Source organism: Noviherbaspirillum massiliense JC206, assembly GCF_000312045.1.
GTDB lineage: Bacteria > Pseudomonadota > Gammaproteobacteria > Burkholderiales > Burkholderiaceae_D > Noviherbaspirillum > Noviherbaspirillum massiliense.
Genome location: NZ_HE978634.1, coordinates 1,915,794 through 1,939,398, shown reverse-complemented (window position 1 = coordinate 1,939,398; position 23,605 = coordinate 1,915,794). Strand labels below are relative to the sequence as shown.

Annotated in this window: 17 protein-coding genes; 5 read left to right on the top strand and 12 right to left on the bottom strand. The window is 59.0% G+C overall.

Annotated features, from left to right (window positions below):
* Positions 1-24: 24 nt before the first annotated feature.
* Positions 25-939, bottom strand: coding sequence for a ferritin-like domain-containing protein (locus tag HGHM_RS09545; RefSeq protein ID WP_245549260.1), 915 nt, complete (start codon positions 937-939; stop codon positions 25-27).
* Between the two features lie 856 nt (positions 940-1,795).
* On the opposite strand from HGHM_RS09545, the gene shc reads away from it, so the two are divergent.
* From shc to HGHM_RS09525, 3 genes are all read left to right on the top strand, one after another.
* Positions 1,796-3,748, top strand: a complete 1,953-nt coding sequence (gene shc / locus HGHM_RS09535) for a squalene--hopene cyclase (RefSeq protein ID WP_245549197.1) — start codon at positions 1,796-1,798, stop codon at positions 3,746-3,748.
* The gene (locus HGHM_RS09530) at positions 3,748-4,476 is read left to right on the top strand and encodes a phosphorylase (protein ID WP_075111706.1); all 729 of its coding nucleotides are present in this window, start codon (positions 3,748-3,750) and stop codon (positions 4,474-4,476) included. Before shc ends, HGHM_RS09530 begins: the two co-directional genes overlap by 1 nt.
* Before the next feature lie 318 nt (positions 4,477-4,794).
* On the top strand, positions 4,795-5,736 hold the full coding sequence (locus HGHM_RS09525; RefSeq protein ID WP_148415459.1) for a hypothetical protein: 942 nt from the start codon (positions 4,795-4,797) through the stop codon (positions 5,734-5,736).
* 46 nt (positions 5,737-5,782) lie between these two features.
* Here HGHM_RS09525 and HGHM_RS09520 read toward each other — a convergent pair whose 3' ends face one another.
* Positions 5,783-6,616, bottom strand: coding sequence for an MlaA family lipoprotein (locus tag HGHM_RS09520; protein ID WP_161603776.1), 834 nt, complete (start codon positions 6,614-6,616; stop codon positions 5,783-5,785).
* Between the two features lie 67 nt (positions 6,617-6,683).
* Complete coding sequence (gene hpnN, locus HGHM_RS09515) at positions 6,684-9,296, bottom strand: hopanoid transporter HpnN (RefSeq protein WP_019141296.1); 2,613 nt, start codon at positions 9,294-9,296, stop codon at positions 6,684-6,686.
* Positions 9,297-9,514: 218 nt separating this feature from the next.
* Between hpnN and HGHM_RS09510 the strand changes: the two genes are divergently transcribed.
* A complete protein-coding gene (locus tag HGHM_RS09510) occupies positions 9,515-10,126 on the top strand; it encodes an MlaC/ttg2D family ABC transporter substrate-binding protein (protein WP_019141295.1) in 612 nt (203 codons plus the stop codon).
* Between the two features lie 81 nt (positions 10,127-10,207).
* Here the strand turns inward: HGHM_RS09510 and HGHM_RS09505 are convergent, their stop codons facing one another.
* From HGHM_RS09505 to ispH, 6 genes are all read right to left on the bottom strand, one after another.
* A complete protein-coding gene (locus tag HGHM_RS09505; protein WP_019141294.1) occupies positions 10,208-11,224 on the bottom strand; it encodes a lysylphosphatidylglycerol synthase domain-containing protein in 1,017 nt (338 codons plus the stop codon).
* Positions 11,221-12,039, bottom strand: a complete 819-nt coding sequence (hpnK, locus tag HGHM_RS09500; RefSeq protein ID WP_075111742.1) for a hopanoid biosynthesis-associated protein HpnK — start codon at positions 12,037-12,039, stop codon at positions 11,221-11,223. The genes HGHM_RS09505 and hpnK overlap by 4 nt, the downstream gene beginning before the upstream one ends.
* A 106-nt stretch (positions 12,040-12,145) precedes the next feature.
* The gene (gene hpnJ, locus HGHM_RS09495) at positions 12,146-13,567 is read right to left on the bottom strand and encodes a hopanoid biosynthesis associated radical SAM protein HpnJ (protein WP_019141292.1); all 1,422 of its coding nucleotides are present in this window, start codon (positions 13,565-13,567) and stop codon (positions 12,146-12,148) included.
* 81 nt (positions 13,568-13,648) lie between these two features.
* Positions 13,649-14,785, bottom strand: a complete 1,137-nt coding sequence (hpnI, locus tag HGHM_RS09490; protein WP_019141291.1) for a bacteriohopanetetrol glucosamine biosynthesis glycosyltransferase HpnI — start codon at positions 14,783-14,785, stop codon at positions 13,649-13,651.
* Between the two features lie 100 nt (positions 14,786-14,885).
* Complete coding sequence (hpnH, locus tag HGHM_RS09485; RefSeq protein WP_026075865.1) at positions 14,886-16,040, bottom strand: adenosyl-hopene transferase HpnH; 1,155 nt, start codon at positions 16,038-16,040, stop codon at positions 14,886-14,888.
* A gap of 16 nt (positions 16,041-16,056) precedes the next feature.
* On the bottom strand, positions 16,057-17,007 hold the full coding sequence (ispH, locus tag HGHM_RS09480; protein WP_026075864.1) for a 4-hydroxy-3-methylbut-2-enyl diphosphate reductase: 951 nt from the start codon (positions 17,005-17,007) through the stop codon (positions 16,057-16,059).
* A gap of 344 nt (positions 17,008-17,351) precedes the next feature.
* On the opposite strand from ispH, the gene hpnA reads away from it, so the two are divergent.
* Positions 17,352-18,347, top strand: coding sequence for a hopanoid-associated sugar epimerase (gene hpnA / locus HGHM_RS09475; RefSeq protein ID WP_019141288.1), 996 nt, complete (start codon positions 17,352-17,354; stop codon positions 18,345-18,347).
* Here the strand turns inward: hpnA and HGHM_RS09470 are convergent.
* The 3 genes from HGHM_RS09470 to HGHM_RS09460 all read right to left on the bottom strand — a co-directional run bounded on the left by HGHM_RS09470 (position 18,335) and on the right by HGHM_RS09460 (position 23,535).
* The gene (locus tag HGHM_RS09470; RefSeq protein WP_019141287.1) at positions 18,335-19,513 is read right to left on the bottom strand and encodes a glycosyltransferase; all 1,179 of its coding nucleotides are present in this window, start codon (positions 19,511-19,513) and stop codon (positions 18,335-18,337) included. The two genes, hpnA and HGHM_RS09470, sit on opposite strands and share 13 nt — an antisense overlap.
* 461 nt (positions 19,514-19,974) lie before the next feature.
* On the bottom strand, positions 19,975-21,576 hold the full coding sequence (locus HGHM_RS09465) for a ComEC/Rec2 family competence protein (protein ID WP_148415455.1): 1,602 nt from the start codon (positions 21,574-21,576) through the stop codon (positions 19,975-19,977).
* A 9-nt stretch (positions 21,577-21,585) separates the two neighbouring features.
* Positions 21,586-23,535 (bottom strand): gluzincin family metallopeptidase, encoded by a 1,950-nt coding sequence (locus tag HGHM_RS09460; RefSeq protein ID WP_019141285.1) that lies wholly within the window; start codon positions 23,533-23,535, stop codon positions 21,586-21,588.
* Positions 23,536-23,605: the final 70 nt, after the last annotated feature.

Sequence of the window (23,605 nt, the reverse complement as noted above, 5' to 3'; positions counted from 1 at the left end):
CGCATCATTATTCGTGGGGAAAACTTATGCAGCTTTCTGTGGATTTCCGCGCGCGCCCATGAATCGCAGCACGAACCTGACGATTCGCGGCATGGTCGTCGGGCGGAGCAGACGCGGATCATAGCCTGAAAATCGACGGTCGTTTTCGTGCAGACACAGCACCATGAGTTCGTGCACGCTGATGTCATCGCTTGAGACCGACTGCGCCCCGCTTACGGTGAAATTGTGGTCCTGCTGCTGTTTGTTGCCGTCCGCATCGAGCGTGCGCGCAAGACCGATGCGTTCCCAGCCAAGGTATCCCCATACCGCCATCACCTTTGCTTCAAACCAGATGCGCCGCCACCAGGAAAGATTGGCGCGATGCCATGCAACCCAATTGGCGAACAGCAAGATATGGCGGCATTCCTCCTGCATGACGGGTTCGAAGGTATCCACCAGGTCCGGTGGAAAAATGCCTGAGCGCCGCGCCAATTCAAACAGGCCAAACGCGAAGAAGCTGTCGATGCATTCGCTGTAGCCAGTGACGAGATACGCCCATTCCGCGTCTCTCGGGAACTTGTATGGAGCTTCGGCGGCAAGAGGGATGCCGTAAGCCTCTACCATTTTGGAAAGCACTTCCTTGTGACGGTTTTCTTCCCAGGCATTCAAGGCCAGGGCACTGCGCATGTCAGGATCGGATACCGTCTTTGCATATGCCGCCATGCGCAAGCGCGCCTTGCCTTCCGTCTGCACCGCGATGTCCCAGATCGGCAGAGAGAGAATGCGCTGGCGTGCTTCCGGATCAAGTACTGGCCAGTCGAGCACGGACGGACGGTAGGGATTGAATGTCTCGTGAAACATCCGGCACACTTCGCGTTTATGAACATCGGAGCCAGGCACAATCGGCCCCTCGATCCGGCTGTGCCATTGGCGGCTCCGCTGTTCGGCAGCCTCAATCATCGCCAGACGGGCTTCTCCCCAAGTTCGCAAGCGTGGCGCGCTGAAGCCGGGAATCATTTCTTCGATGTCAAACGCATCCATTGCCTGTTCACGCATTCTTGTTCCTGCTTGTCGATAATTGCTTGAAGCCGCCGCATCATGCGTGATTGAAAGCATCGCGCTTCATGCTCTCATGTCCCGCAGGCAGTCATCGCATCTGGAAACGGCACGGTTTCAGATGCAACCGACCTTTCGTTATGACCGCCTTAACGGCAGATTGGTTTATTCGGCAATCGCGGGTCTTCCCGAGCAGCATGCATGCAGAAGGGCCGCATTCGGGGAGCTCCTTCTCCTCGCGTCTGGTACGCGACTTGCTCTTTGGTCGAGCAGCGCCATGTGCAATGCGAGGATCCGTGCCCATTTCTGCATCCATTTCACACGTCGAAAGCGAGGCTGCGCCACCCGCAGATCGCGGCTCGTTCCAAACAGCCATTTGCATCCTGCCTGCCATGCAGCGGCAAGCCATGTTTGAAATTTATACGTCTGGCCGTGCGGTGGATGATATTGCTGACTGTGATGCCCAGCGGAAGATTGGCGCGCCGGCGCCTGCTATGGCGGCAATCCGCCGCCGCATTTAATTGGGCTACATCGGCAAGTCCTTGCATTCGCATTGGAACGTGTCGATTTTCATGCGGTGATATCCGGTGAAAGCCCCCAGGCTGCAACGCATCGGCATCCTACTGCGATGCATATTGATTCAATCGATAGACAAGCCCCAGGCATAGCTACACGCTACCGAGTACCGGACAAAGAGATACGTTAAATCGATATGCAATATTCCGCTTATTCATTTGCGTCATCCGATGCCGCTGCAAACATGCCAACGGTAACGCTTGCTGAACTGCATGAAGCAATCACCCGTGCCACGAACACCTTGCTGGCGGACCAGAAACCGGATGGTCATTGGATCTATCCGCTCGAAGCGGATGCAACCATTTCGGCTGAATACGTGCTGTTGGTGCATCATCTCGCCGAGCCACCGAATCCCTTGCTGGAATCCAAGATCGCGAGATACCTGCGGCGCATCCAGAACGAGGACGGGGGATGGCCGCTTTTCCATACAGGAGCGTCCGACGTCAGTGCCAGCGTGAAAGCTTATTTCGCACTGAAAATGACAGGCGATTCACCAGACGCGCCGCACATGCTGAAAGCCCGCGAAGCGATACGCGCGCGCGGAGGTGCCGAGACCTGCAATGTGTTCACCCGGATACTGCTGGCGCTATTTGGCATTGTCTCCTGGCGGGCGGTCCCGGCCATGCCGGTCGAAATTGCCTTGCTGCCAGAATGGTCTCCGTTCCATTTGTCCAAGGTTTCATACTGGTCGCGCACGGTGGTTGCACCTCTGCTGGTGCTCGGCGCGTTGAAGCCGCGTGCACGCAATCCCCAGGGTGTCGGTATCGACGAGCTGTTCATCCGGCCGCCGTCCGAAACCGGCATGCTTCCGAAATCGCCGCACCAGAGTTTCGCCTGGTTCTCATTCTTCCGTGGTGCCGATACCGTGCTTCGCACCGTTGAACCATATTCCCCTGCATCTCTGCGTACGCGCGCCATCGGTTCCGTGGTCGAGTTCGTCCGTGCACGGCTCAATGGCGAGGACGGACTCGGCGGGATTTTCCCGGCGATGGCGAATGCGGTCCTGATGTTCGACGCACTTGGCTTACCACATGACAGCCCGGAGTTCGTAACCGCTCGCAGGGCAATCGACAAGCTGCTGGTGGTGAACGACGATGAGGCATTTTGCCAACCCTGCCTGTCCCCGGTCTGGGATACGGCCCTGATGAGCCACGCTTTGCTGGAGACCGGCGATGCGGCGGCTGTTCAGGCTGCGCAACGTGCGCTTGAATGGTTGCGCCCGCTGCAGATTCTCGACACGTACGGCGACTGGACGGTGCGCCGGGCCGGCGTGCGACCGGGCGGCTGGGCCTTCCAGTACGCCAACCCGCATTATCCCGATGTCGATGACACCGCGGTGGTAGTCATGGCCATGCATCGCGCCAGTGCCCAGGATCCGAAACTGGACTACCGGGAAGCGATTTCCCGCGCCACCGAATGGATCATTGGCATGCAGAGCAGTGACGGAGGGTGGGGGGCATTCGAGCCGGAAAACACGCAGCTGTATCTGAACAATATCCCGTTTGCGGACCACGGCGCCTTGCTGGATCCGCCGACCGTCGATGTCTCGGCGCGCTGCCTCTCGATGCTGGCGCAGTTGTCGGGCAGGCCGGTCGTGCCGGATGATGGTTCTCCGGCGGCTCGCGCGCTGGTCTATGTTCTGGCCGGCCAGGAAAAGGATGGCAGCTGGTATGGGCGCTGGGGCATGAACTACATTTACGGCACCTGGACTGTCTTGTGCGCACTCAATGCGGCGGGTCTCAAGCACGACTCGCCCGTGATGCGACGCGCCGCCGACTGGCTGGCGACAATCCAGAACGCGGACGGCGGCTGGGGCGAGGATGGCATGAGCTACAAACTCGACTACCAGGGCTATGAACCGGCGCCAAGCACCGCATCGCAGACGGCATGGGCTTTGCTGGGTCTCATGGCTGCCGGGGCGGTGGAGCATCCCGCAGTCGCGCGCGGCATCGCCTGGCTGGTCGACCAGCAGGACAGCAACGGCCTGTGGTGCGAACCGCACTACACCGCGACAGGCTTTCCCCGCGTGTTTTACCTGCGCTATTACGGTTACTGCAGGTATTTTCCCTTGTGGGCACTGGCGCGCTATCGCAACCTGAATCAGCAGGGCCGACGCAAGGTAGACGTAGGGATGTAATGCCTCGCCCCCTGCAACCCTCGAGTGAAGGCACTGGCGCATCGTGTGTGATCGCGGTATGCGGCATGGCGTCCGAAGCGGCAATCGCCTCGGGAGCCGGCGTCGTGACGCTGTGCGGGCTCGGCTCGGGTCGGCTTGCAATGCGACTGGAAGAGCTGGTCATGCGGGAAGGCAAGCGGTGCCGAGGCATTATCAGTTTCGGCACGGCCGGCGGCCTCGATCCTGCGCTGCCGTCGGGCACCTGCGTGGTTGCCGACGCAATCGCGGCACCGGATCGGCGCTTTCCTGTCGAGTCCACCTGGCAGAGTGCCTTGCATGCCTGCCTGCCGCAGGCGATTCGGGGTACGCTTGCCGGCACGGACCGACCTGTGCTGGATGCAGCCGACAAGGCTCGTCTGCGTGCAAGCAGCGGCGCCTGCGCAGTGGATATGGAATCCCATCACTCGGCACGCATTGCGCAACGGTTTGGGCTGCCGTTTGCCGCGTGCCGGGTGATTGTCGACCCGGCACAGCGCAGCCTGCCGCCCGCTGCCGTGGCTGGTTTGCGCGACGACGGCAGGATTGCGCTCATGCGCATTCTGCGGTCCCTGATCCGCCATCCGGGGCAATTGCCGAAACTGATGCAGCTGACGGCCGATGCCGGTGCGGCCAAACGGACATTGCGGACCGTCCGCTTGCGCACCGGCCTGGCGTTTGCCATGCCGTTACAGCAACGTAAGTCCTGTTGACGCATTGCGGCGCTGTCATTCTGGATCACGGCATCACATGCTGTGCGTGATCAGGGGCGGCAGGAAAAATCGCAGGCGCATCATTGTGTTTCGCAATGCGTAAGCTAGTCTGTCATTTCAGGGCCGGCGCAGCGGCAACACGGCCTGCCGAATTTCATTTTGCCGCGAGCCATGAAATTGTCCGTGTTGTGTCTTTTCGCTTGCCTGCCTTGGACGTTCGATGCTCTGGCCGGCACTGCTGAATCCTCCCGTTCGCATTTCGTTGCAGACGAGGGCACTTCCGTCCAGGCAGCGCTAGCCGACGGGAACGGAGCTTATGTGTCGGCCATTTTCGGGAATGGCAAAGCCTACGGGAAAAATGTGGGCAGCGACACGACCGTGCATTGGCGAGCAATGGATGTGCGTTTCGGCAGAGATCTCTCTCCCTCGTTCTTTTACCCAGCGTCACTCTTGTCCGACCGGGAGAAGCTGCGTGCAGACATGGTGTATTACAACGAGGGCCACCCGAACAACAATCACCGGGACGGCTTCGCCGCACAGCTGGTCTACGCCAACCGCTTCCGCAGGAATCTCGCCGTGGAATTCGGCATCGGGCCGTATCTGAACATGAATACCACTACGATAGATGGCCGTGAGATCGACGAATCCCACTGGGGCGGCCTGATTTCCGCTGCGCTGAGGGTAGGACTGGACCAGTATTCTCCCGGCCTGCACCTGCGCATCGGCATCAATCATGCGGTCGTGCATGATGCGCATTCATCCACCGCATTGATGGCGGGAATCGGCAAGTATTTCGACGCAGCGCCGGCCTATCCCGACGAGGGCTCCGGGCCACATCCGTTCTGGCTCGGTGTAGCCACCGGCAGTTCGAAAACCAACCAAACAATGACCGACATGACGTACGGAATTTCGCTCGAAGGCAAGCGGTATTGGGGGCAATGGGCCGCATCCGTTTCCGCACTGGCCGAGGGCGACGACGGTTCCCGTGTGAACCGGTACGGTATCGCGGCGCAAGGATGGTATGTCCAGTCGCTCACCGATAAATGGAGCGTCAGCGCCGGGGTAGGACCTTATCTTGCAAGGAATGAACGCGCATCGGATGATAATTTCCGTGTGGATGGGCTGCTGACGTTCCAGGCCGAGCGGCTTCTCTCCCACAGTGTGAAGGTCTATGCGAGCTTCAGCCGCGTCCAGACGTTCAGGGAAAAGAATGACCGGGATCTGTTCCGAATTGGGGTGATGAAGCAGTTCGGCGGATAGCGCCGGGCCGCGCATCCGGTTTTCGTGGCGTGCCGGTTGTTCGCGATCACTGTCCAGTGGCTGGTCCCAGTTGCGGCGGAGCGCCCTTCGTCCCGGCTTCGCCGGCCGGATTTTTTTCGTCCGTGCCCTTATCGGCCGGCACCTCCTCGCCGTCGTAGTTCGGCAAGGATTCCTCCTTTCCCTCGTTCACCCGGGATTTTCGCCGCGCCAGATAGGCATCGCGGACGAAGGAATACTTGTCGAGCGCAGCCGCCTCCAGCAGGTTGGTCACGCCAAGATAGCGCGCGCGCGTGCTGACAAAATTCGTTCCCCATAAACCATAGCGTGGGCCCCCCTCGACATAGTTGGTCGGATTGATCTGCTGGTCCGCTGCAAAACCGGCTGAATCGCGGAAGCTGCTCGGCCCGAACAGCGGCAATACCAGGTAGGGGCCGGCCGGCACCCCCCAGTGCCCAAGCGTCAAGCCGAAATCCTGGTCGTGCTTCGGCAGGCCGGCGGGGGTGGCGATATCGATCAGGCCGCCGATTCCGAAGAATGTGTTGGTCAGGATGCGCATCATGTCGGAAAGGCCGTCGGCACCACGCCCTTGTGCAAAGTTATTCGCCATCACCGTCACGTCGCCGATGTTCGAAAAAAAGTTGCTGACCGCGGTTCGGGCCGGCCCCGGGACGTACTCGTTGTATCGTTTTGCAATCGGTATTGCCACCCGTTGGTCGACCGCGTCGTTGAACTGAAATGTCTTGCGGTTGAGAAGTTCCAGCGGATCATTGGGGTTGCTGTCAGGGCCGGTGGCGCAGCCGCTGACGGCGCTCAGCACGGCGATCGACATTGCCAGGGCCGGAATGCTCTTCGTTGTTCTCGGACGCTGTGTTCGATACATGGTCATCTCCGCGATGTTCTTGTGATGAATGCGCGATACCGGGTTCCGTTCCGAATCCGGCATTCGCTTATGCCGATCCCGCAGCGTGGCGCGGCTTGCCCATCAGGATGGGCTGAAAAAATACTGCGCCGATCAAGGTGCACACCAGGGACAAGACCAGCAGCCTGCCCATGCTGGATGTGCCCGGGTGCGCCGACAGCCACAAGCTGCCGAAGGCAGTGCCGGTCGTTGTCGCACTCAGAATGATCGCCTGCGTCAGGCCGGACTTCAGCAGCTCTCCCTCGCCGCTGCGCCAGGCCATGACGTAGTAAATCTTGAACGCCACGCCTATACCCAGCAGCAAGGGCAGCGCGATGATATTGGCGAAATTCAGGGAAATGCCGAACACCACGCAAAGTTCCAGCGTGACCAGTCCGGACACCAGCAGCGGGACCACGGTGAACAATACGTCGTCGAAACGCCGCAAGGCGGCCCAGAGCAACAGGGTGATCGCGACCAGCGCCAGTGCGGCTGCATGGATGAAGGCGCGAATGATGAGGTCGGCGGATCCCTGGGCGGTAATCGGTCCGCCGGCCGCGTCCGGCGCAACCTTCAATACTGCCTGCGTGAAATCCCGCAGTTGCGCACCATCCCTCGACTCCGTAGCGGCGGCTTTTTTCGGTGCAATCTCGACCAGCGCCCGGCCGTCGGACGTGATCCAGTTGCGGATCAATTCGGGAGGAAGATTGTTCAGAGTAATTGTCTGGGGCTGCAAGGCTTTCTGCAAATCGGCCAGCGCCAGTTTGAGCGGCAGCGCAACCGCCGTTTCCGCGCGGTCGCGCGCAGCAGCATCGGCTTGCGCCAGTGCCGTCAGGCTTGCAGACAGGCGGCGCGCTTCGGGCGCACCCGGGCCTTCGTGGTCCAGGGCGGCGTTGCGCAAGGCACGGGCGGCACGGCGCAGCGCCGCTACCCGTTGCACATCGCTGGCGTCGGCGGCAGGTTTTTGCTGCAACACCGGCAGCAAGCTGCCCGCCGCTTTCGCGATGTGTTGCAGTTTTTCCGGCTGCCGGTCCGGCACGAAGCTGGCGAGGGTCATGACCTTGGCCACTTGCGGAAGCTGTTCCAGCCTGGCGGCAAGCGTCTGCGCGGCGGCCAGCGACGGGCTCAGCACATTCAGATTGTCCATCCCGGCTTGCGGGGAGTCGGCCAGCGAGAGCAGGGTGGCCATCGACTCGCTGTTGGGGTCCTTCAAATGCAGGGGATTGAAGTCGAAATGCAAATGCCGCAGCAAGGGTAGTCCGGCGAGAATCACCGCGATCGTGCCGAACAGCAGAGGCTTGCGGTGCGCCTGGAACAGGTGGTCGACCGGCCCCAGCCAGGCATAGCCCGGCATGACCTCGCGGCCTTTCGGATGCAGGACGGCGATCAAGGCCGGCAACAAGGTCATGCATGAGGGGAAGGCCACGAACAAAATGCCGACGCCCGCGATTTGGCCAAGCTCCGACACGCCGCGATAATCGGTGGGCAGGAACGCCAGAAAACCGACCGCCGTGGCAGTGGCCGCGAGCGTCAGCGGAAAAGCGATCGAGTGCGCGGCTTCCACCAGCGCATCCCGCACATTCTGTTCGTGGTAGCGCTTCTCGCGGAAGCGCACGCCGAACTGTATGCCGAAGTCGACGCCTATTCCCACGAACATCACTGCAAACGCGACGGAAATGATGTTGAGCGCGCCGACCATCAGGAGGCCGAGCGCTGCCGTCACCACGAGCCCGCCGATCATGGTCAGGAATACCGCGGCCACCAGCTTCATTGAACGCAGGGCGAACCACAGGATCAGCAGGACCAGTATCAGCGTAACAATCCCGCTGAGCACGGCTCCCTCTTGCACCGAAGAGAACTCTTCATCCGACAAGGGGACAGCGCCGGTCAGTGCGACGCTGGCGCCGTAGCGCCGGGCCAGTTGCAAATCCGCCGCTGTCGCACGGATGGCATCCGCCGATGCTGCGCCGGGTTCGAGATCGTTGTAATTCAGAACCGGCCTGACCTCGATGAAGCTGCGGCCTTTCCCGTTGCCCGTTTCGCCCGGGTCGACAAGCGTGCGCCATGATAAAGCCCCCGGGCGGCCGGCCAATGCGGCATCTACCGCGTCGGCGCTGTGGGCCAGCAAGGGTGCCATGTCGGGTAGATGCAATTGGCCGGTTTGCAGGGGCACGAGCAATGTCACCGCGAGCAAATTCGACAGACCGCGCAAGGAGGGATCCCGCGCGAGCGAGTTCAGCAGGGGGCGCGCCTCGGTCAATTTATTGCCAAGGTCGCTGACGTCCTTCAGGTCGAGGAAGAGCAAGCCGTTGCGCGTGAAGAAATCACCGGCGTCGGCGAGCGTCACCGAATGGAAGAAACCGGATTGCTGCTGCAGGCGGGCCGCAAGTTCGCGGGCGGCTTCCGCGGCGAACTCGGGTGCCGGAGCGTGCACGACGACGAGCGTCACGTCGCCGCGCTGTGGAAACGCCTTGCTGAGCGCCTCTTCGCGTTGTGCCCAGGGCGCGTCCGTGTCGAGCAGCCGGCCGACATCGGTATTGATTGCGAAATGACGGCCGGCATACACGGCGCAGACCAGCACCAGCAACACCGACACGCCGATCACCCGCCATGCGTGGCGAACTGAAAAATCGACGGTCTTGGCGATGGCGGCAGTGAGCATGCGTTACGTGGTTTACTATCTCATGTATATCGTTTACGGATGCAGGACAGGCCAGCGTCGGCAACACGCATTTTCCTTCCGGCAAAAGGACGTGCGGACGAGACGCTAGTGTTGATTGCTTTTCTGTCCATGACGTTCCCGACTCTTTTCTGACGAAAGTGATTTGCCGATTCGGCCGTCGATTTCTGTCAACCAGCCGTTTGCAAAGGAAAATGCAAATGAATCCATCTTTCTGGGCGCCATTGATCGTGCTGACTGCCGCGCCCTATGTTTATGCACAACAAGCCAACAGCCAGAGCCCGGACACGGTGGTCAAGCGCGCGATCGAAGACGTGATGTCGTCCATCAAGACCGATCCCGCTGCAAGCGCAGGCGACCCGGATGCGCTTAATCGCGTGGTCGTGCAGAAATTCCTGCCGCACACCGACTTCCGGCGCTCCACCCGCTTCGCGGTCGGCAATGCCTGGTCCAAGGCCACGCCGGCCCAGCAGGATGAATTGTTCAAGCAATTCCAGACCCTGATGGTACATACCTATGCAACCCAGCTCGCCCAGGTTAGCGGCCAGAACATGCAATTCAAGTTCCAGCCGACGGCGTCGCTGCCTTCCAATGCGACGGATGCCGTGGTCAAGACCATCGTCAACAACAACGGCGACACGATGAATATCGATTACCGGCTCAACAGGAGCGATGCGGGCTGGAAGATCTATGACATCAACATGATGGGCGCCTGGATGATCGGAATTTATCGCCAGCAGTTCGCCGACCAGATTGCCAAGGGCGGCATCAACGGGCTGATCAAATTCCTGCAGGCGCACAATGAACGATAGCGGGGAACTGGTGCTTCATCCGGTCCATGTCGCCCGATCGTAGCCTTGGCCAAGGCTCGCTCCATCGAACAGGATCGATGGTCATGCTGAATCGGAAATCCCGGTATCAGGAGGCGATTTCGATTTGCGCAATTGGCGTGCCTCCACCCACTGCCACCACAGCAGCACCGGCACGCCGAACAGAATCTCCCGTGCCCGCTTGATCAGCGCCAGCGACAGAGACACGTCACTGCCGACACCGGCCAGATGGCCAAACAGCATCACCGCTGCTTCCTGTATGCCGAGCCCGGCCGGGACGATAAAGACGGCATGACGGGTCGCCTGGGTCAGCGCTTCGATGGCGAGGGCAGTGCTCAGGCTCACCGGATGGCCGAGCAAGGTCAGTGCAAACCAGGTTTCAAACGTGCTGACCAGATAGCCGGCCAATTGCCAGGCCAATGCACGTATCAGGCGCCACGGATCGGCAAAGAGGCGATGGATATCCGCATCCAGCTTCACGCCGTCCAGGCCCAGGGAAAAACGGTTGTATTCGCCTAGCAGGCGGTCGGCCCAGGCTTCCAGGCGTTCAAACACCGCGCCATGGCGCAGCAGCAGGTAGATCAGCACGGGCAGCGGCAATGACAGCAGCAGGCCGGCGGCTATTGTCCAGACCTGGTTCATGCCGGCAGCGATATGCATCATCAGCACGATGCCCAAGCCGCAGAACAGGTATTGCACCACGATAGTCACGAGCACCTCGACGATTACGGTCGCGGTGACTGCATTTGTATCAGACATGCGCAGGAGGCCAAGGCGCACGCCCACGATTTCCCCGCCGATGTTTGCCACCGGCAGCAAGCGGTTGACCGCCTCGCGGATAGCGGCGACCCACAGCAGAAAGGGAAATCCGGCAATTCTTTTCGGATCCACCGGCTCCAGCAGCACGCGCCAAGCCTGCGTGTCGAAGACCAGCGGCACGAGATGCGCCGGCAGCAGCAGCAGCAAGGGCCAGCCCGCGCGCCTGAAGGCTGCCAGCATTTCCGGCCATCCCTCGCGGACGACCAGTATGATCAGCAGCAACAGGCCAGCCAGACCGCTCAGGTAGGCAAGCCGTTTCATGTCGACGCAAGCAGGTCCGTGAAACCACCCAGGCGCACACCGTGCCGGCCCAGTTGCTCCAGCGCCTGGCGCACGCGCGGTGAAATCAGGGCGGCAAACTCATCCGCATGCCGGTAATCCGGCATCGATGCGCCGATCGCGGCGCCGGATTCCAGCGCCGGGTGCAGGTAGATTTCCACCACGCCTTGTCCCGGCAGCCGGGCCAGCGTGTCGAGCAAGGCTGCCTCATCGAATTTTCCGGAGTGCCGGATGCCTACCATGTAGTCGTTGTGCGCGATGCCGGCTGCAGCCAGCCTGCGCCGCAGCAGTGCCAGCCAGGGTCTGAGCAACAGAGGCGTGCCCGCTTCGCGCGGCAGGCGCACCGCGCGCAAGCCGAAGGGCCGTCCGATGGCGATGATCAGCGAGAGGATGGTGGGATGCAGGTGAAAGTGCTTATGGGCGTTGACGTGATCCAACGCCAATCCGGTGGCGGCAAAGGCTTCGAACTGCGCGCGGATTTCGGCGGCAAGCTGGCGCCGCACCCAAGGCATGCAGAAAAACCGCGCGCCGTCATAGGCCATGCGGTCGCCAAAGCGGCCATGGGCATCGACGAGGTCCGGGATCAGATGGGGCGGCAATATCGCGTGACCGTCGGCCAGTACCAGGTGCAAGCCGACGCGCAGCTTGGGGCAGGCATGCGCCCGTGCAATTGCATCGGCGGCTGCGGGCGCTGCCACCATCAGGCTGGCGGCACTGAGCACGCCTTCGCGGTGAGCGCGTTCGACCGCCAGGTTGACGCTCGCATGCAGACCAAAATCGTCGGCTGTGATGATCAGGCCCGGTGCGCGCTTCGTCACGCTGCTTCCTTGCCCGATCTGGAATCGGCAATCACTCGAGCGCGGCTGGCGTGCCACTCCCTGTTGTGATGACCAATTTTCAACATCAGGCACCGTGCGCCCGCAGGAAGCGGAAAAACTCCACGCCTTCGCGCAACCGGCGCTTCGTCATGTCCCAGCTGCCTAGCATTTCACGGACGATTTCCCAGATCTTGCTGGGCCGGAAGTAGAAGCTTTTGTAGAAAGCTTCGACGCCGTGGTAAATCTCTTCGCTGGATAAATGGGGATAACTGATGGCGGCCAGTTGCACGCCGCTTTCATTCACGAGGTGGATAGTCTTGTTCGGAGGAATCCAGTTGTTCTCCACCGCCTGTTCATACAGTCGCGTGCCAGGGTAGGGTGCGGCGAGCGACACCTGGATCGTATGGGGATTGATCTCCTTCGCAAAGGCGATGGTCTTTGCAATCGTTTCATGTGTTTCACCTGGCAACCCGAGGATGAAGGTGCCATGCACCATGATGCCGAGCTTGCGGCAATCGTCGGAAAAGCGGCGCGCGATATCGGTACGCAAACCCTTCTTGATATTCAGCAGGATCTGGTCATCGCCGGATTCATAGCCGACGAGCAGCAGTCGCAGGCCGTTTTCCTTCATGATCTTCAGGGTCGAGTACGGTACATTGGCCTTCGCATTGCACGACCAGGTCACGCCGAGTTTTCCGAGGCCTCGGGCGATTTCTTCAGCACGCGGCCGGAAATCGGTAAAGGTATCGTCATCGAACATGATTTCCTTGACCTCGGGCATGTTCTCCTTGATCCATTTCACTTCGGCGAGCACGCTCTCGGGGGATCGGGTACGGTAACGGTGTCCGCCCACGGTCTGCGGCCACAGGCAGAAGGTGCATCGCGAACGGCAGCCGCGCCCGGTGTAGATCGATACGTACGGGTAGTTCAGGTAGCCGATGAAGTAATTCCTGATGTTGAGGTCTCGCTTGTAGATCGGCGCGACAAACGGAAGCGCATCCATGTCTTCGATCATCGGCCGTGCAGGATTGTGCACGATCCTGCCGTCGGCTTGCCTGTAGCTGATGCCCAGCACCTGGTCGAGCGGCATGCCTTCGGCAATTTCCTTGCAGGTGTAGTCGAATTCCTCCCGAGCCACGAAATCGATGGCATCGCTGGCCAGCAAGGACTCTTCGGCATCGACTGCAACCTTGGCACCCACCATGCCGATCATGATTCCGGGCTTGCGCTCCTTGAGCAATTCGGCAAATTTCGCATCGGTCGGGAAGGATGGCGTGCTGGTGTGCATGATCACCAGTTCATAATCCTGCGCGATCGCGAGCGTCTGTTCGACGTTCAGATCGTCGGCAGGAGCATCCAGCAATCGGCTGCCCGGCACCAGCGCGGCCGGCTGCGCCAGCCAGGTGGGATACCAGAAGGACTTGATTTCGCGCTTGGCCTGGTACCGGGAGCCGGCACCGCCATCGAAGCCCTCGAAAGAGGGCGCTTGCAGGAATAGAGTTTTCATTGGTATCTGCCGTCTAAATGAAATTCAAACCATTCAAATTTCCGCCAAATCGCTCGCCGTGCCGGACTCCGGAATAGCCTCCTAGGCTGCCGGTTCCGCGGGATCGTCGATCGGCACCGTTTGTTTGCGCCACTGCGCGGTGTCACCAAAGAATGCGCTCACCCAGGTCAGGAACAGCAAGCCATCGCGCAGGGGCGCGTAATGAGCAAGGCCAGCCGCGGGAAGATCGGGAGCGGGTTTGCGAAGATGCAAACCTAATCTGGCTGCCACGCCAGACAGGGAAAAGGCCCAGTTCCATGCGGTAGGTGCCAGATACAAACCGACTGCAAGCATCGGGAAGGTGAATGTCACGAAGGTGAACGCATAACCCATCGGGTTGATCGCCCGTATGGTTTGCATCCAGCGCCGCTCCCGCGACCACAGCGTCGGGAAGTCGCTTTCCGTCACATCGGTCGTCACGCACACCTCGGATACGACCGTCTTATGGCCGAGATCGCGGCTCAGCTGGCCGAGCCAGTAATCATCGGCGAGGCGATTGCGGATGGCATGGAAGCCGCCTATCGCGCTCAACATGCTGGCGCGCATCGCGATGGTCGCGCCGAAGCCGAAGGAGCTGCTGCCGAAAGCGCTGGCCACGCGCACCGAAGGCGTGAACCAGGTGTCGATGAACAGCGCGCCCAGCCGGCTCCAGAAGGTATCGAGCGAACGCCCGCGGTACAGGCAGGTGACGATGCCGACGGCAGGGTCGGCCAGCGGCGCCGCGACTTTTTCCAGGTAGTCAGGCCGTACCGCGATATCGCTGTCGGCAATCACCAGCCAGGGATGGCGCGCGGCCTGCATCATGTTGATCAGGTTGCTGACCTTGAGGTTGCTTCCATGTATGCGTGTGTCCAGGACCAGCTGGATGTCCTGCATCGGAAAGCGGACCTTGAGGCGTTCTATCACTGCGATCGCCGGATCCTGCGGATCGCGCACACCGAACAGCAATTGATAGACAGGATAGGTTTGCTCGCACAGTGTGGCGAGGTTCTCTTCCAGCCGGGGTTCCAGGCCGCACAATGGCTTGAGTACGGTAACCGGCAAGCGGGAAGGAGACAGGTCACGGCGGCCGGCTGCGTCGATGCGATAGGTACGCGCGTGACAGAACAGCGCGACGAACGCATAAAGCGAAGCGAGAAGTGTCAGGGCGTATCCCGCGCCTGTCAATAATGTCGACATAAGCCCACCGGCAAGAAGATGGGACATCCACGGAATCAGCGGTTCAAGTTCGAGCTGCCATGACTGCCATGCTGCGATTCCTCATATCCCGCAATTGTTGTTAATGCGTTCTGGCGGCCTTGATTTCAGTTGCGGTCGCCTTGCGTCCTTTAATCTCAGTCAGCTTGATCTCCACCTGACGTGAATAGACATACTGCGCCGGCCGCTGCTTATCAAGCGGAATATCCGGCGCCATTGCGCCTTCGGTGCGCACGCCCTTCAAGCCGACTTTGAGTGCGGCAAGGGGGCGCTTCACCGTATCCATGACGGCGGTCGCTTCGTAGCCGCTATGGACCATGCAGTTGGCACATTTTTCGTAGTTGCCCGTGCCGTATGCATCCCAATCGGTTTCTTCCATCAATTCCCTGAAAGTCCTGGCATACCCTTCGCCAAGCAGATAGCACGGCCGCTGCCAGCCGAACACGGTGCGCGTCGGATTGCCCCAGGGAGTGCAGTGGTAAGTCTGGTTCCCGGCGAGAAAATCGAGAAACAGGCTGGATTGACTGAAGGCCCAATTCCGGCCGCCCTTGCCGAGCTTCAGTATGTCGCGGAATAATTGCCTGGTCATGCTGCGCGTCAGGAAGTGCTGCTGCTCCGGCGCGCGCTCATAGGCATAGCCGGGCGAAACCGTGATGCCGTCAATGCCCATGTCCTTGGCGGTGTCGAAGAATGCGGCGACTTTCTCCGGCTGCGCATCGTTGAACAAGGTGCAATTGATATTGACGCGAAAGCCGCGATCCTTTGCCAGCTTGATTGCCGCGACCGCGCGGTCATACACGCCTTCCTGGCAGACCGAGCGGTCATGCATCTGCCTGTCGCCGTCGAGATGGACCGACCAGACGAAAAAGGGACTCGGCTTGTATTGATCGAGCTTCTTCTCCATGAGCAGAGCATTGGTGCACAGGTAGACGAACTTGCGGCGGGCAATAATGCCTTGCACGATTTGCGGCATTTCCCTGTGCAGGAGTGGTTCCCCGCCTGCGATCGACACGACTGGTGCATTGCATTCATCGACCGACTCCAGACATTCCTGCAAGGACAGGCGCTCATTCAGAATGTCGTCCGGATAATCGATCTTGCCGCAACCGGAGCACGCGAGGTTGCAGCGAAACAGGGGCTCGAGCATCATGGCGAGCGGATAGCGCTTCTGCCCGGACACATGCTTGCGAAGGATATACGCACCTACCACCGCTTTTTGCAATATGGGAATAGCCAAATCAAGCTCCTCGTCATCAGGGCGCACCGGGCGCGGTAGACACTTCTTCCGATAGCTCGGAAGGCAGACGGAATTCGACATGTTCCTCATGCCCATCCATCGTCGAAACTTCGACATCTCCCAGCTTGCGCAAGGCATTGATCACATCCGCGACCATTGCTTCCGGCGCCGATGCGCCGGCAGTGATGCCGACTGCACGGGCATCACGTACCCAGGCCGGGTCGAGTTCACTGCCATCTGCTAGCAGATGGCTGGGGATCCCGGCTTCGGTACCAATCTCGCGCAGGCGATTCGAGTTCGAACTGTTCTTGGCACCGACGACCAGCAGCACATCCACTTGCTTGCATAAATCGCGCACCGCGCTTTGGCGGTTTTGCGTGGCATAGCAAATGTCGCGGGTGTCCGGGCCGACGAGATTGGAAAAACGCCGGTGCAGTACGGCAATGACTCCGCGGGTGTCATCCACGCTCAGCGTGGTTTGGGTTACGTAGGCCAGCGGCGTATCGGCGGGCAGGTCCAGCAGTTCGGCTTCGCGCTCGTTCTGCACCAGTAGCACCCGGCCGTCGATCTGGCCCATCGTGCCTTCGACTTCCGGATGGCCGGCATGCCCGATCAGGATCACGACCCGCCCTTGGGTAGCATATTGCCGGCCCTGGATATGGACCTTTGTTACCAGCGGGCAGGTGGCGTTGAGGACATGCAAGCCTCTGTCTTTGGCGTTGGCTTCGACCGTTCGGGCTACGCCATGGGCGCTGAAGATGGCTACTGCATCCTTCGGGATTTCATCCAGTTCCTCGACAAATATGGCGCCCTTGTCCTTGAGGTCGTTGACCACCGCCTTGTTGTGAACGATTTCGTGGCGGACATACACGGGAGTGCCATGCCTTCGCAGCGATCTTTCGACAATTTCGATGGCACGAACGACGCCGGCGCAGAATCCGCGCGGCTGGGCAAGAATGACCCGCAGCGGGACCTTGGCCTTGGCAACGTCCTTGGCTTCCTGGGGTGACATGGCCTTCCCCTTGCATGAAAAACAAATTAGATTGATTCGATCGGATCAGGTTCGTTCTGTTCCTGCGCTACCGAGATGAAGACAGCAGCACGGTGTTGCACCTGGTTGCCGTACTGAATAGTGGTGATATGCCGGCGCAATCATCTGGCCCGGCGGCACGGAGTTTTTGTTGCGCAACACGTGTTGCGCCAATCTGGACACATGTTGCGAAACCGATCAAGGCCGAACTTTAAGGCTTGGCGGAATATGTTCTTGAGGGTGTTTCGGATTATTTGCAAACACAGAGATGAGGCATGTCTATGCCAGACCGGGTACTCATTACAGGCGCGTCCGGCTTTGTCGGGTCAGCAGTGGCGCGGGCAGTGCAACAGCGCGGCTACCACGTGCGCATATTGGTTCGCCCCAGCAGTCCCCGACGCAACCTGGACGGACTGGATGCGGAGATTGTGGAAGGCGACATGCGAGACCAGGCATGCGTCAGCCGCGCGCTCGAAGGCGTGCGCTACCTGTTCCATGTGGCAGCAGATTATCGGCTGTGGGCACGCGACCCTGGCGAAATCGAACGCAACAATCTCGAGGGCACGGGCGCTGTCATGCGGGCGGCGCTCGCGCATCACGTCGAACGCGTGGTATATACCAGCAGTGTTGCCACGCTGCGAGTCGGCCCGAGCACTATTGCGGCAACCGAAGATGAGCCGGTAGCAGTGCACGAGGCGATTGGCGCCTACAAGCGCAGCAAGGTCCTGGCCGAGCGGTTGGTTGAACAGATGGCCACTCGTTGCGGACTGCCGGCGGTCATCGTCAATCCATCTACGCCGATCGGCGTCCGAGATATCCGACCGACGCCGACCGGACGCATCATTATCGAAGCAGCGACCGGCAAGATGCCCGCCTTCGTGGATACCGGTTTGAACCTGGTCAATGTGGAAGATGTGGCGCTAGGCCATCTTCTGGCACTGGAGCATGGGCGGATCGGAGAGCGCTATATCCTCGGCGGCGACAATGTCACCCTGCAGCATTTGCTCGGCGAAATCGCCGAGATGACGGGGCGGCGCGCGCCTCGCATGAAATTGCCGGTATGGCCCTTGTATCCGCTTGCACGAACCGCCGAAGCCGTGGCTCGCCTGACCGGCAAGGAGCCTTTCGTAACGGTGGATGGCCTGAAGATGTCGGAGAACCGGATGTTTTTCTCGTCGGCCAAAGCCGAGCGCGATCTGGGTTATCGGCCAGGACCGCACCTGCCGGCCCTGCGCGCCGCGCTCGAGTGGTTCGGCCGCGAGGGTTATCTCAGGTAGGGCGGTTGCCGGATCGCCTGTGAGCGCTGCTTCCATTGACCCCCTCGGCCCCGCCAGTATCGCCAGGCGGAGGCAACAGTGGCACCCAGATAGAACATGGCGACCAGGGGCAATGCCGGCGCCCACAATAGCGATTGCCGGTAGTAACGCAGCATCGGTGTATAGATCACGGACATGATCAGCCAAGCGAGGAGTGCCGGCCAGACGGGGTAACTACCGGTGAATGTCAATCCCAGAGTGAGCGCAGGCGGGACCATGTACATGAGGAGCATGCCCAGCGCCGTGCCGGCCAGCAGCCAAGGCGAATAACGCAACTGCGTGTAAGCGCTGCGGGCAATCATGTTCCATACGCCGGACCAGGAGCCGTATGAGCGCAGTGAATAGCTATCCTGTGCAAGGTCGAGTCGGATCGGACCATGGCGCTTCATGTGCCTGGCCAATGCGCAATCGTCGATCAGCGCATCTTTGATTGCGGCAAAGCCTCCGATTTCCATCAATGTGTCGACTCGCGCCAGCATGCAGCCGCCCGCGGCAGCTGCCACACGGCTACATGGATCGTTCACGCGGGAAAATGGGTACAGCATCGTAAAGAAGAATACGAACGCGGGAATCAATGCCTTTTCCGCCGGCGATGCGCATTGCAGACGCACCATCAGCGAGGTCAATACACGCTGCTCGGCTTCGGCGCGCGCAACCAGACGCCTCAGCGCCTGCCGGTCGTGGCCGATATCGGCATCGGTTAGCAGCACATAGCGGGCTTCGGGAAAATTCTGTTGCTGTACCGCCAGACCTTCGGACTGCGCCCAGACTTTGCCAACCCATCCGGCAGGCAAGTCTCGTGCGGTGACGATCGTCAGGCGCGCTTCCTGGGACAGTTTTTTAGCAGCGGCCGCAGCGACCGATGCCGTCCCATCGGTGCTATGGTCGTCGACAAGGATGACATGGAAGGCGCCCGGATATTCCTGTTGCAACAGGCCTTCCAGAGTTGCGTCGATCACGTCGGCCTCGTCTCGTGCCGGCACGATTGCGACGACGGTGGGCCAGCGGCGCGGCTCGGCACATGGTCGAGGGAAGCGAATCCGCCAGAAACTGCCGTGCCACAACGTCAGGACTATCCAGGCCAGTAGGGAAGCGGAGGCCAGCGCAAAGACTATTCCTTCGAACATGGTTCTTTATTCCTTGATTGAGGAGTAGTGCAACAGGAGCATTGTGATGGCGTGCCATACATCCAACATTCCCATGCATCGTGCCACGTTTGTCGGATATCGGAGATGTTCACGAGGCGATAGCACCCTCGAACCCGTTTTTATAGTAGAAACCGCACTTTGTAATTGGGCGGAGAAATTGCGTAGACTCTCTGGTGAGTACGCTTAGAAGTCGTCTAGTATGTCCTTTCGGTCAATTTGACGAGTAAATCAGGCCGTTTGTTTACTCGCCATTTCTCTGTGAATGATTGTGAGTGATCGGTAGACGCAACGAGCTATAACGGATACGGAAACAGCGGGCGACGATCGCATTCTCTGATAGAGAGAAATGACGGAGCGCAGTCCTCGCCCGCACCAAGCTACGGCTGCACGAACTGGAAATGGCAGTGCTCGGTTAGCATCACTCTCGATCCTGTTCGGATTCATTGATAGCGGTATTCAAAATAAAGTTTATCAGGGCCGATTTCTATCGCTTTAAGGAAAGTATCTTGTGCCCTTGACGGGAGCTTCGCCAAGTCTTCCGCGTTCGGTGGTTCCGCGTCGTCGGAACGTAGTAGCCGTCCGCCCGTCTTTTCTTTGAGCCGTTTGACGAGAGGTTCAAACGGCATGCCCATCCATCGGTTTTTTTGCGCGTCTTCCCTGACTACAGGAATAAAGGCAACTAGATCGTCACTCGTCATTTGTTCAAGGCCTAAAGCACGTAACGTCGCATTGTGGCTTCCATGGTGACTGACTTTATAAAACACCGTTCGTCTCAGAAGGTCAGGGCCGGTCACTATTGATGGTCCTGATGAGGTTCGGATCTCCCACTGCAGGTTTTGCCATGACATCCAATTACCGATTTGCGCGTCTGCGGGGAATAAAAACACGTCTCCGGTATCGATGAATTCGAATGCAAGTACTAAACAAGAATTGTTGGTATGGGTGTCCAAGTTGAGTGCTAATGTCTCGGCCGCCTGGGTCCAATCGTACTCAATCTTGCGCCACTCCTGCTCCGAATCCGCCCAGGTGTCGTGAATCAGTTCGCCGAGTTCCGGAGAGTCATGGTCATTGCATCCTGGTATTCGTCGATGGATGACATCGAATGGGCAGTCATCACTGTTACTCATTTGTATGGCGCTATCCGCGCCTAATCGCGAAAAGGCGGTGGCAAGGTTGCATGCATAGTTGCACTCAGATGCCATTTCGTATACTTCACGTCCCGTTTTCGTTGGCGCACTTTTTTTAATCAATGCTTCATCCTGTGGTGGTCCAAGGACATACACACGAACGCCTTTCACACCTGAGAGTGAGAAAGGCGGCTGTTCCGGGTAGCAAAACCGTGTCTTGACCGTCTTGCTGTTCTTCAGATATTCGAACGCATCCCGAGTCTTGCCGATTGCCTTAGGACGTCCTGCCAGACCGAACCCGCCGTCGGGCGCATCTAGCATTTCATCTAAATCTTCTGGCGATTCCACTCCAAAAAAACCGAGCATCGCAGTCAAGTCTCTTGATCGCTCGGCAGCAATTTCCTCCCCAGTCAGTTCCGAGAGAGAACGCACTGCTTGTGCCAATGCGGCTACTTTATCAGCACGCTCCTGACGCAACTTGATGCCGAGGGCGTTCAATGGATCTTCCGTCCAGCTATACCAAACTTCGCCGATCGTGATCTGGCTAAATATCTCTCTAGCTTGCTGAGCCGAGAATCCGGAAGCATGGTCCCAGTGCTCGTGCGTCATCACCACGACGTCGATGTGCTTGTCGCAAGCGGTTGATATATCTTGCACTACCCTTGCCATTGTCTCTTTCGGGTTTCGTGCGACGCCGATTAAGCCGCAGTCAATGACGATATTGAATGTGCGGTCGGAAGATTGCGCAAAGCGGAGCAGGAGACAATCTCCCAAGCCATGTCGGTACATGCGGATACGCAAGCGTGGAGTTTCCGCGATTGGGTTATCACCTTTCTGGTCTGTGCTGCGGCGACCGGAAACGGTTTGATGTTCCAATGGTTTTTTCCCTGGCGCATTTCTTGTCCTTGGAGCCATTTCGATCTCCTAGTACTCGTCATGCAAGAAACAAAATGGTTCTTCTTCCAATGACAGCGAAAGACCGCTGAAGTAGGTCTCCCGCAGTGAAAAGCGCTTTTCGCTGCGGGCACTTTTATAGGCTTGAATCGCCTCCAGGCGCTTTTGATCGCCAATCGGACGGGTGATGGCATACCGCAGGGTCGGATCGCCGTCCATATCAAAGATAAGCGTGCTTCCACCGCGGAAATCGAATGTCCCGCAGCTTGGATCATCACGATTAATGTCCGCGGCGACCCTCTGGGTTACCGAAATGATCAATTGTTTTTTAATCTCCCCGTCAGGGGTAACGCGCAGCGTAGGCAATACTGAATGCACTTCAAAAGAAGGTAGCTCCACAGCTTTTTCTGGTCGACGATAGAGTTGGCTTGCGACCTCTTTTATCTCAGGCGACAAATTTAGTCCTGTCACTTTCATGAACGCTTCGCGTTGAGCTTGTTCTTCCTTTCTCGTCAGCGCGCCACGCAAAAACTCATGCGTTTTTATTCGCGCATCTTTCAAGTAGTCGAATACATTTTTGCGTTCGTCGACATACAGCGCATTACTTATGAGTTCTTTTAAATTGTCGGCCACCGCCGCGAGCGCATTCCAACCATGTTCATACTCGAGCTTGGCGTAGGGCCAGCGCAACTGCTCTTCTGACAGCGTTTTGAGCCCTTCCGGCACAATGCCCCAACGGCGAAACGATTCAATCAAGGCCACCCGGTACCCGTATTTGTCATTGGGAACCATGTCATAGTCTGCAGTGATCAGTGCGCGCAGATAGTCACCAAATGTAATGTCGAACGGCGGGCAATAATCTAGCGCGCGAATCGACATATATAAAAAGTGCCTTGCCGTTTTCGTAGCCTGGAGGGCAAGGGCTTCGATCAGGCTAGGATGAAGTATGCCCTCAGGTAATTTCCCGGACCCCGCGCTTGCAATAGCAAGTAGGCCTTTCGTCCGTGCCTTGTAAATGGCTAGGAAGGCCGAGAACACGGCGGCCACTAAAATTGAGCCCCGCTCATGCGGAGCTGCGGCCTCATGCAGGCGCCTGGGATTCGGTTTGATAAGGTGCCACTCGCCATCAGGCCCAATTTCTCCAATAGCACTGCGCAGGGCCCCGTAGCGACCCGTCGCTTCCCCGAATTCCTGAGCAAGCTCGCCTAACAATGTATGCGCCTCGAGGTTGCCGCGTGTCCGTTCCAGCTGATGCTTAAGGACTTCAGGCAGCGTGAAATGCTGGAACAGGGCGACCAGATCTGCAAACGCCTCATGGAAGGCCAACGTATCGGGGTGATTGTCCTCCACGTACCTTCGATGCATTCCATCAAGCAGAGCATGCGTCGTCTCATGTACGACAATATCCTGTGATAAACATGAAAATACGGTGCCGGTCGGGCCCTGGAAATAACCAAAGAGCAAGGCTTTCTTTTTCGGGCTGTAATAGGCATTAGCTGCGCGCAATGCATGGGGATAGATACGCAGAGTTGGCACATATTGATCGCGCTGGGCCCCCGTGGCTTTTGATGCAGGGACGTCGCGCGATGACCACATGACTTGCCGCCCAAGTGCACGTTGAAAATTTGAAATCGTGTTCATAGCCACGGCATAGACCATTTGTTGGTGAAACTGTGGATTGCCCTGCGACGGCGGGAGACCGTCCTGGGCAAGGATATGCGTCGCATTCAAGTCGACGGGGTCATACCAGCACCCGCTCGCTGGATCATAGTCCACCACTTCAATATAGTCGCCTCGTGGCCCGGGTTTTAATTTGCTGTCCCACGGTATTTCAAAGGTCGTGTGGTTGATTGCCGCTGTTTCTAGGCGAAGGGATAGGCTTGGGTCGAACGCGTACGCCTTGAGCCGTCGAAACGGCGGTAGATTGGGTAGATGGTCAGCCGGCTCTTCGCGGTATTCCTTGCTGGTGTTCGGGAACATGAGCCTTCCTCCTAACTGATTCGGCAGTCAATGGCCAATCCGGAATTACCATGTACTGTCAAATTGAAAT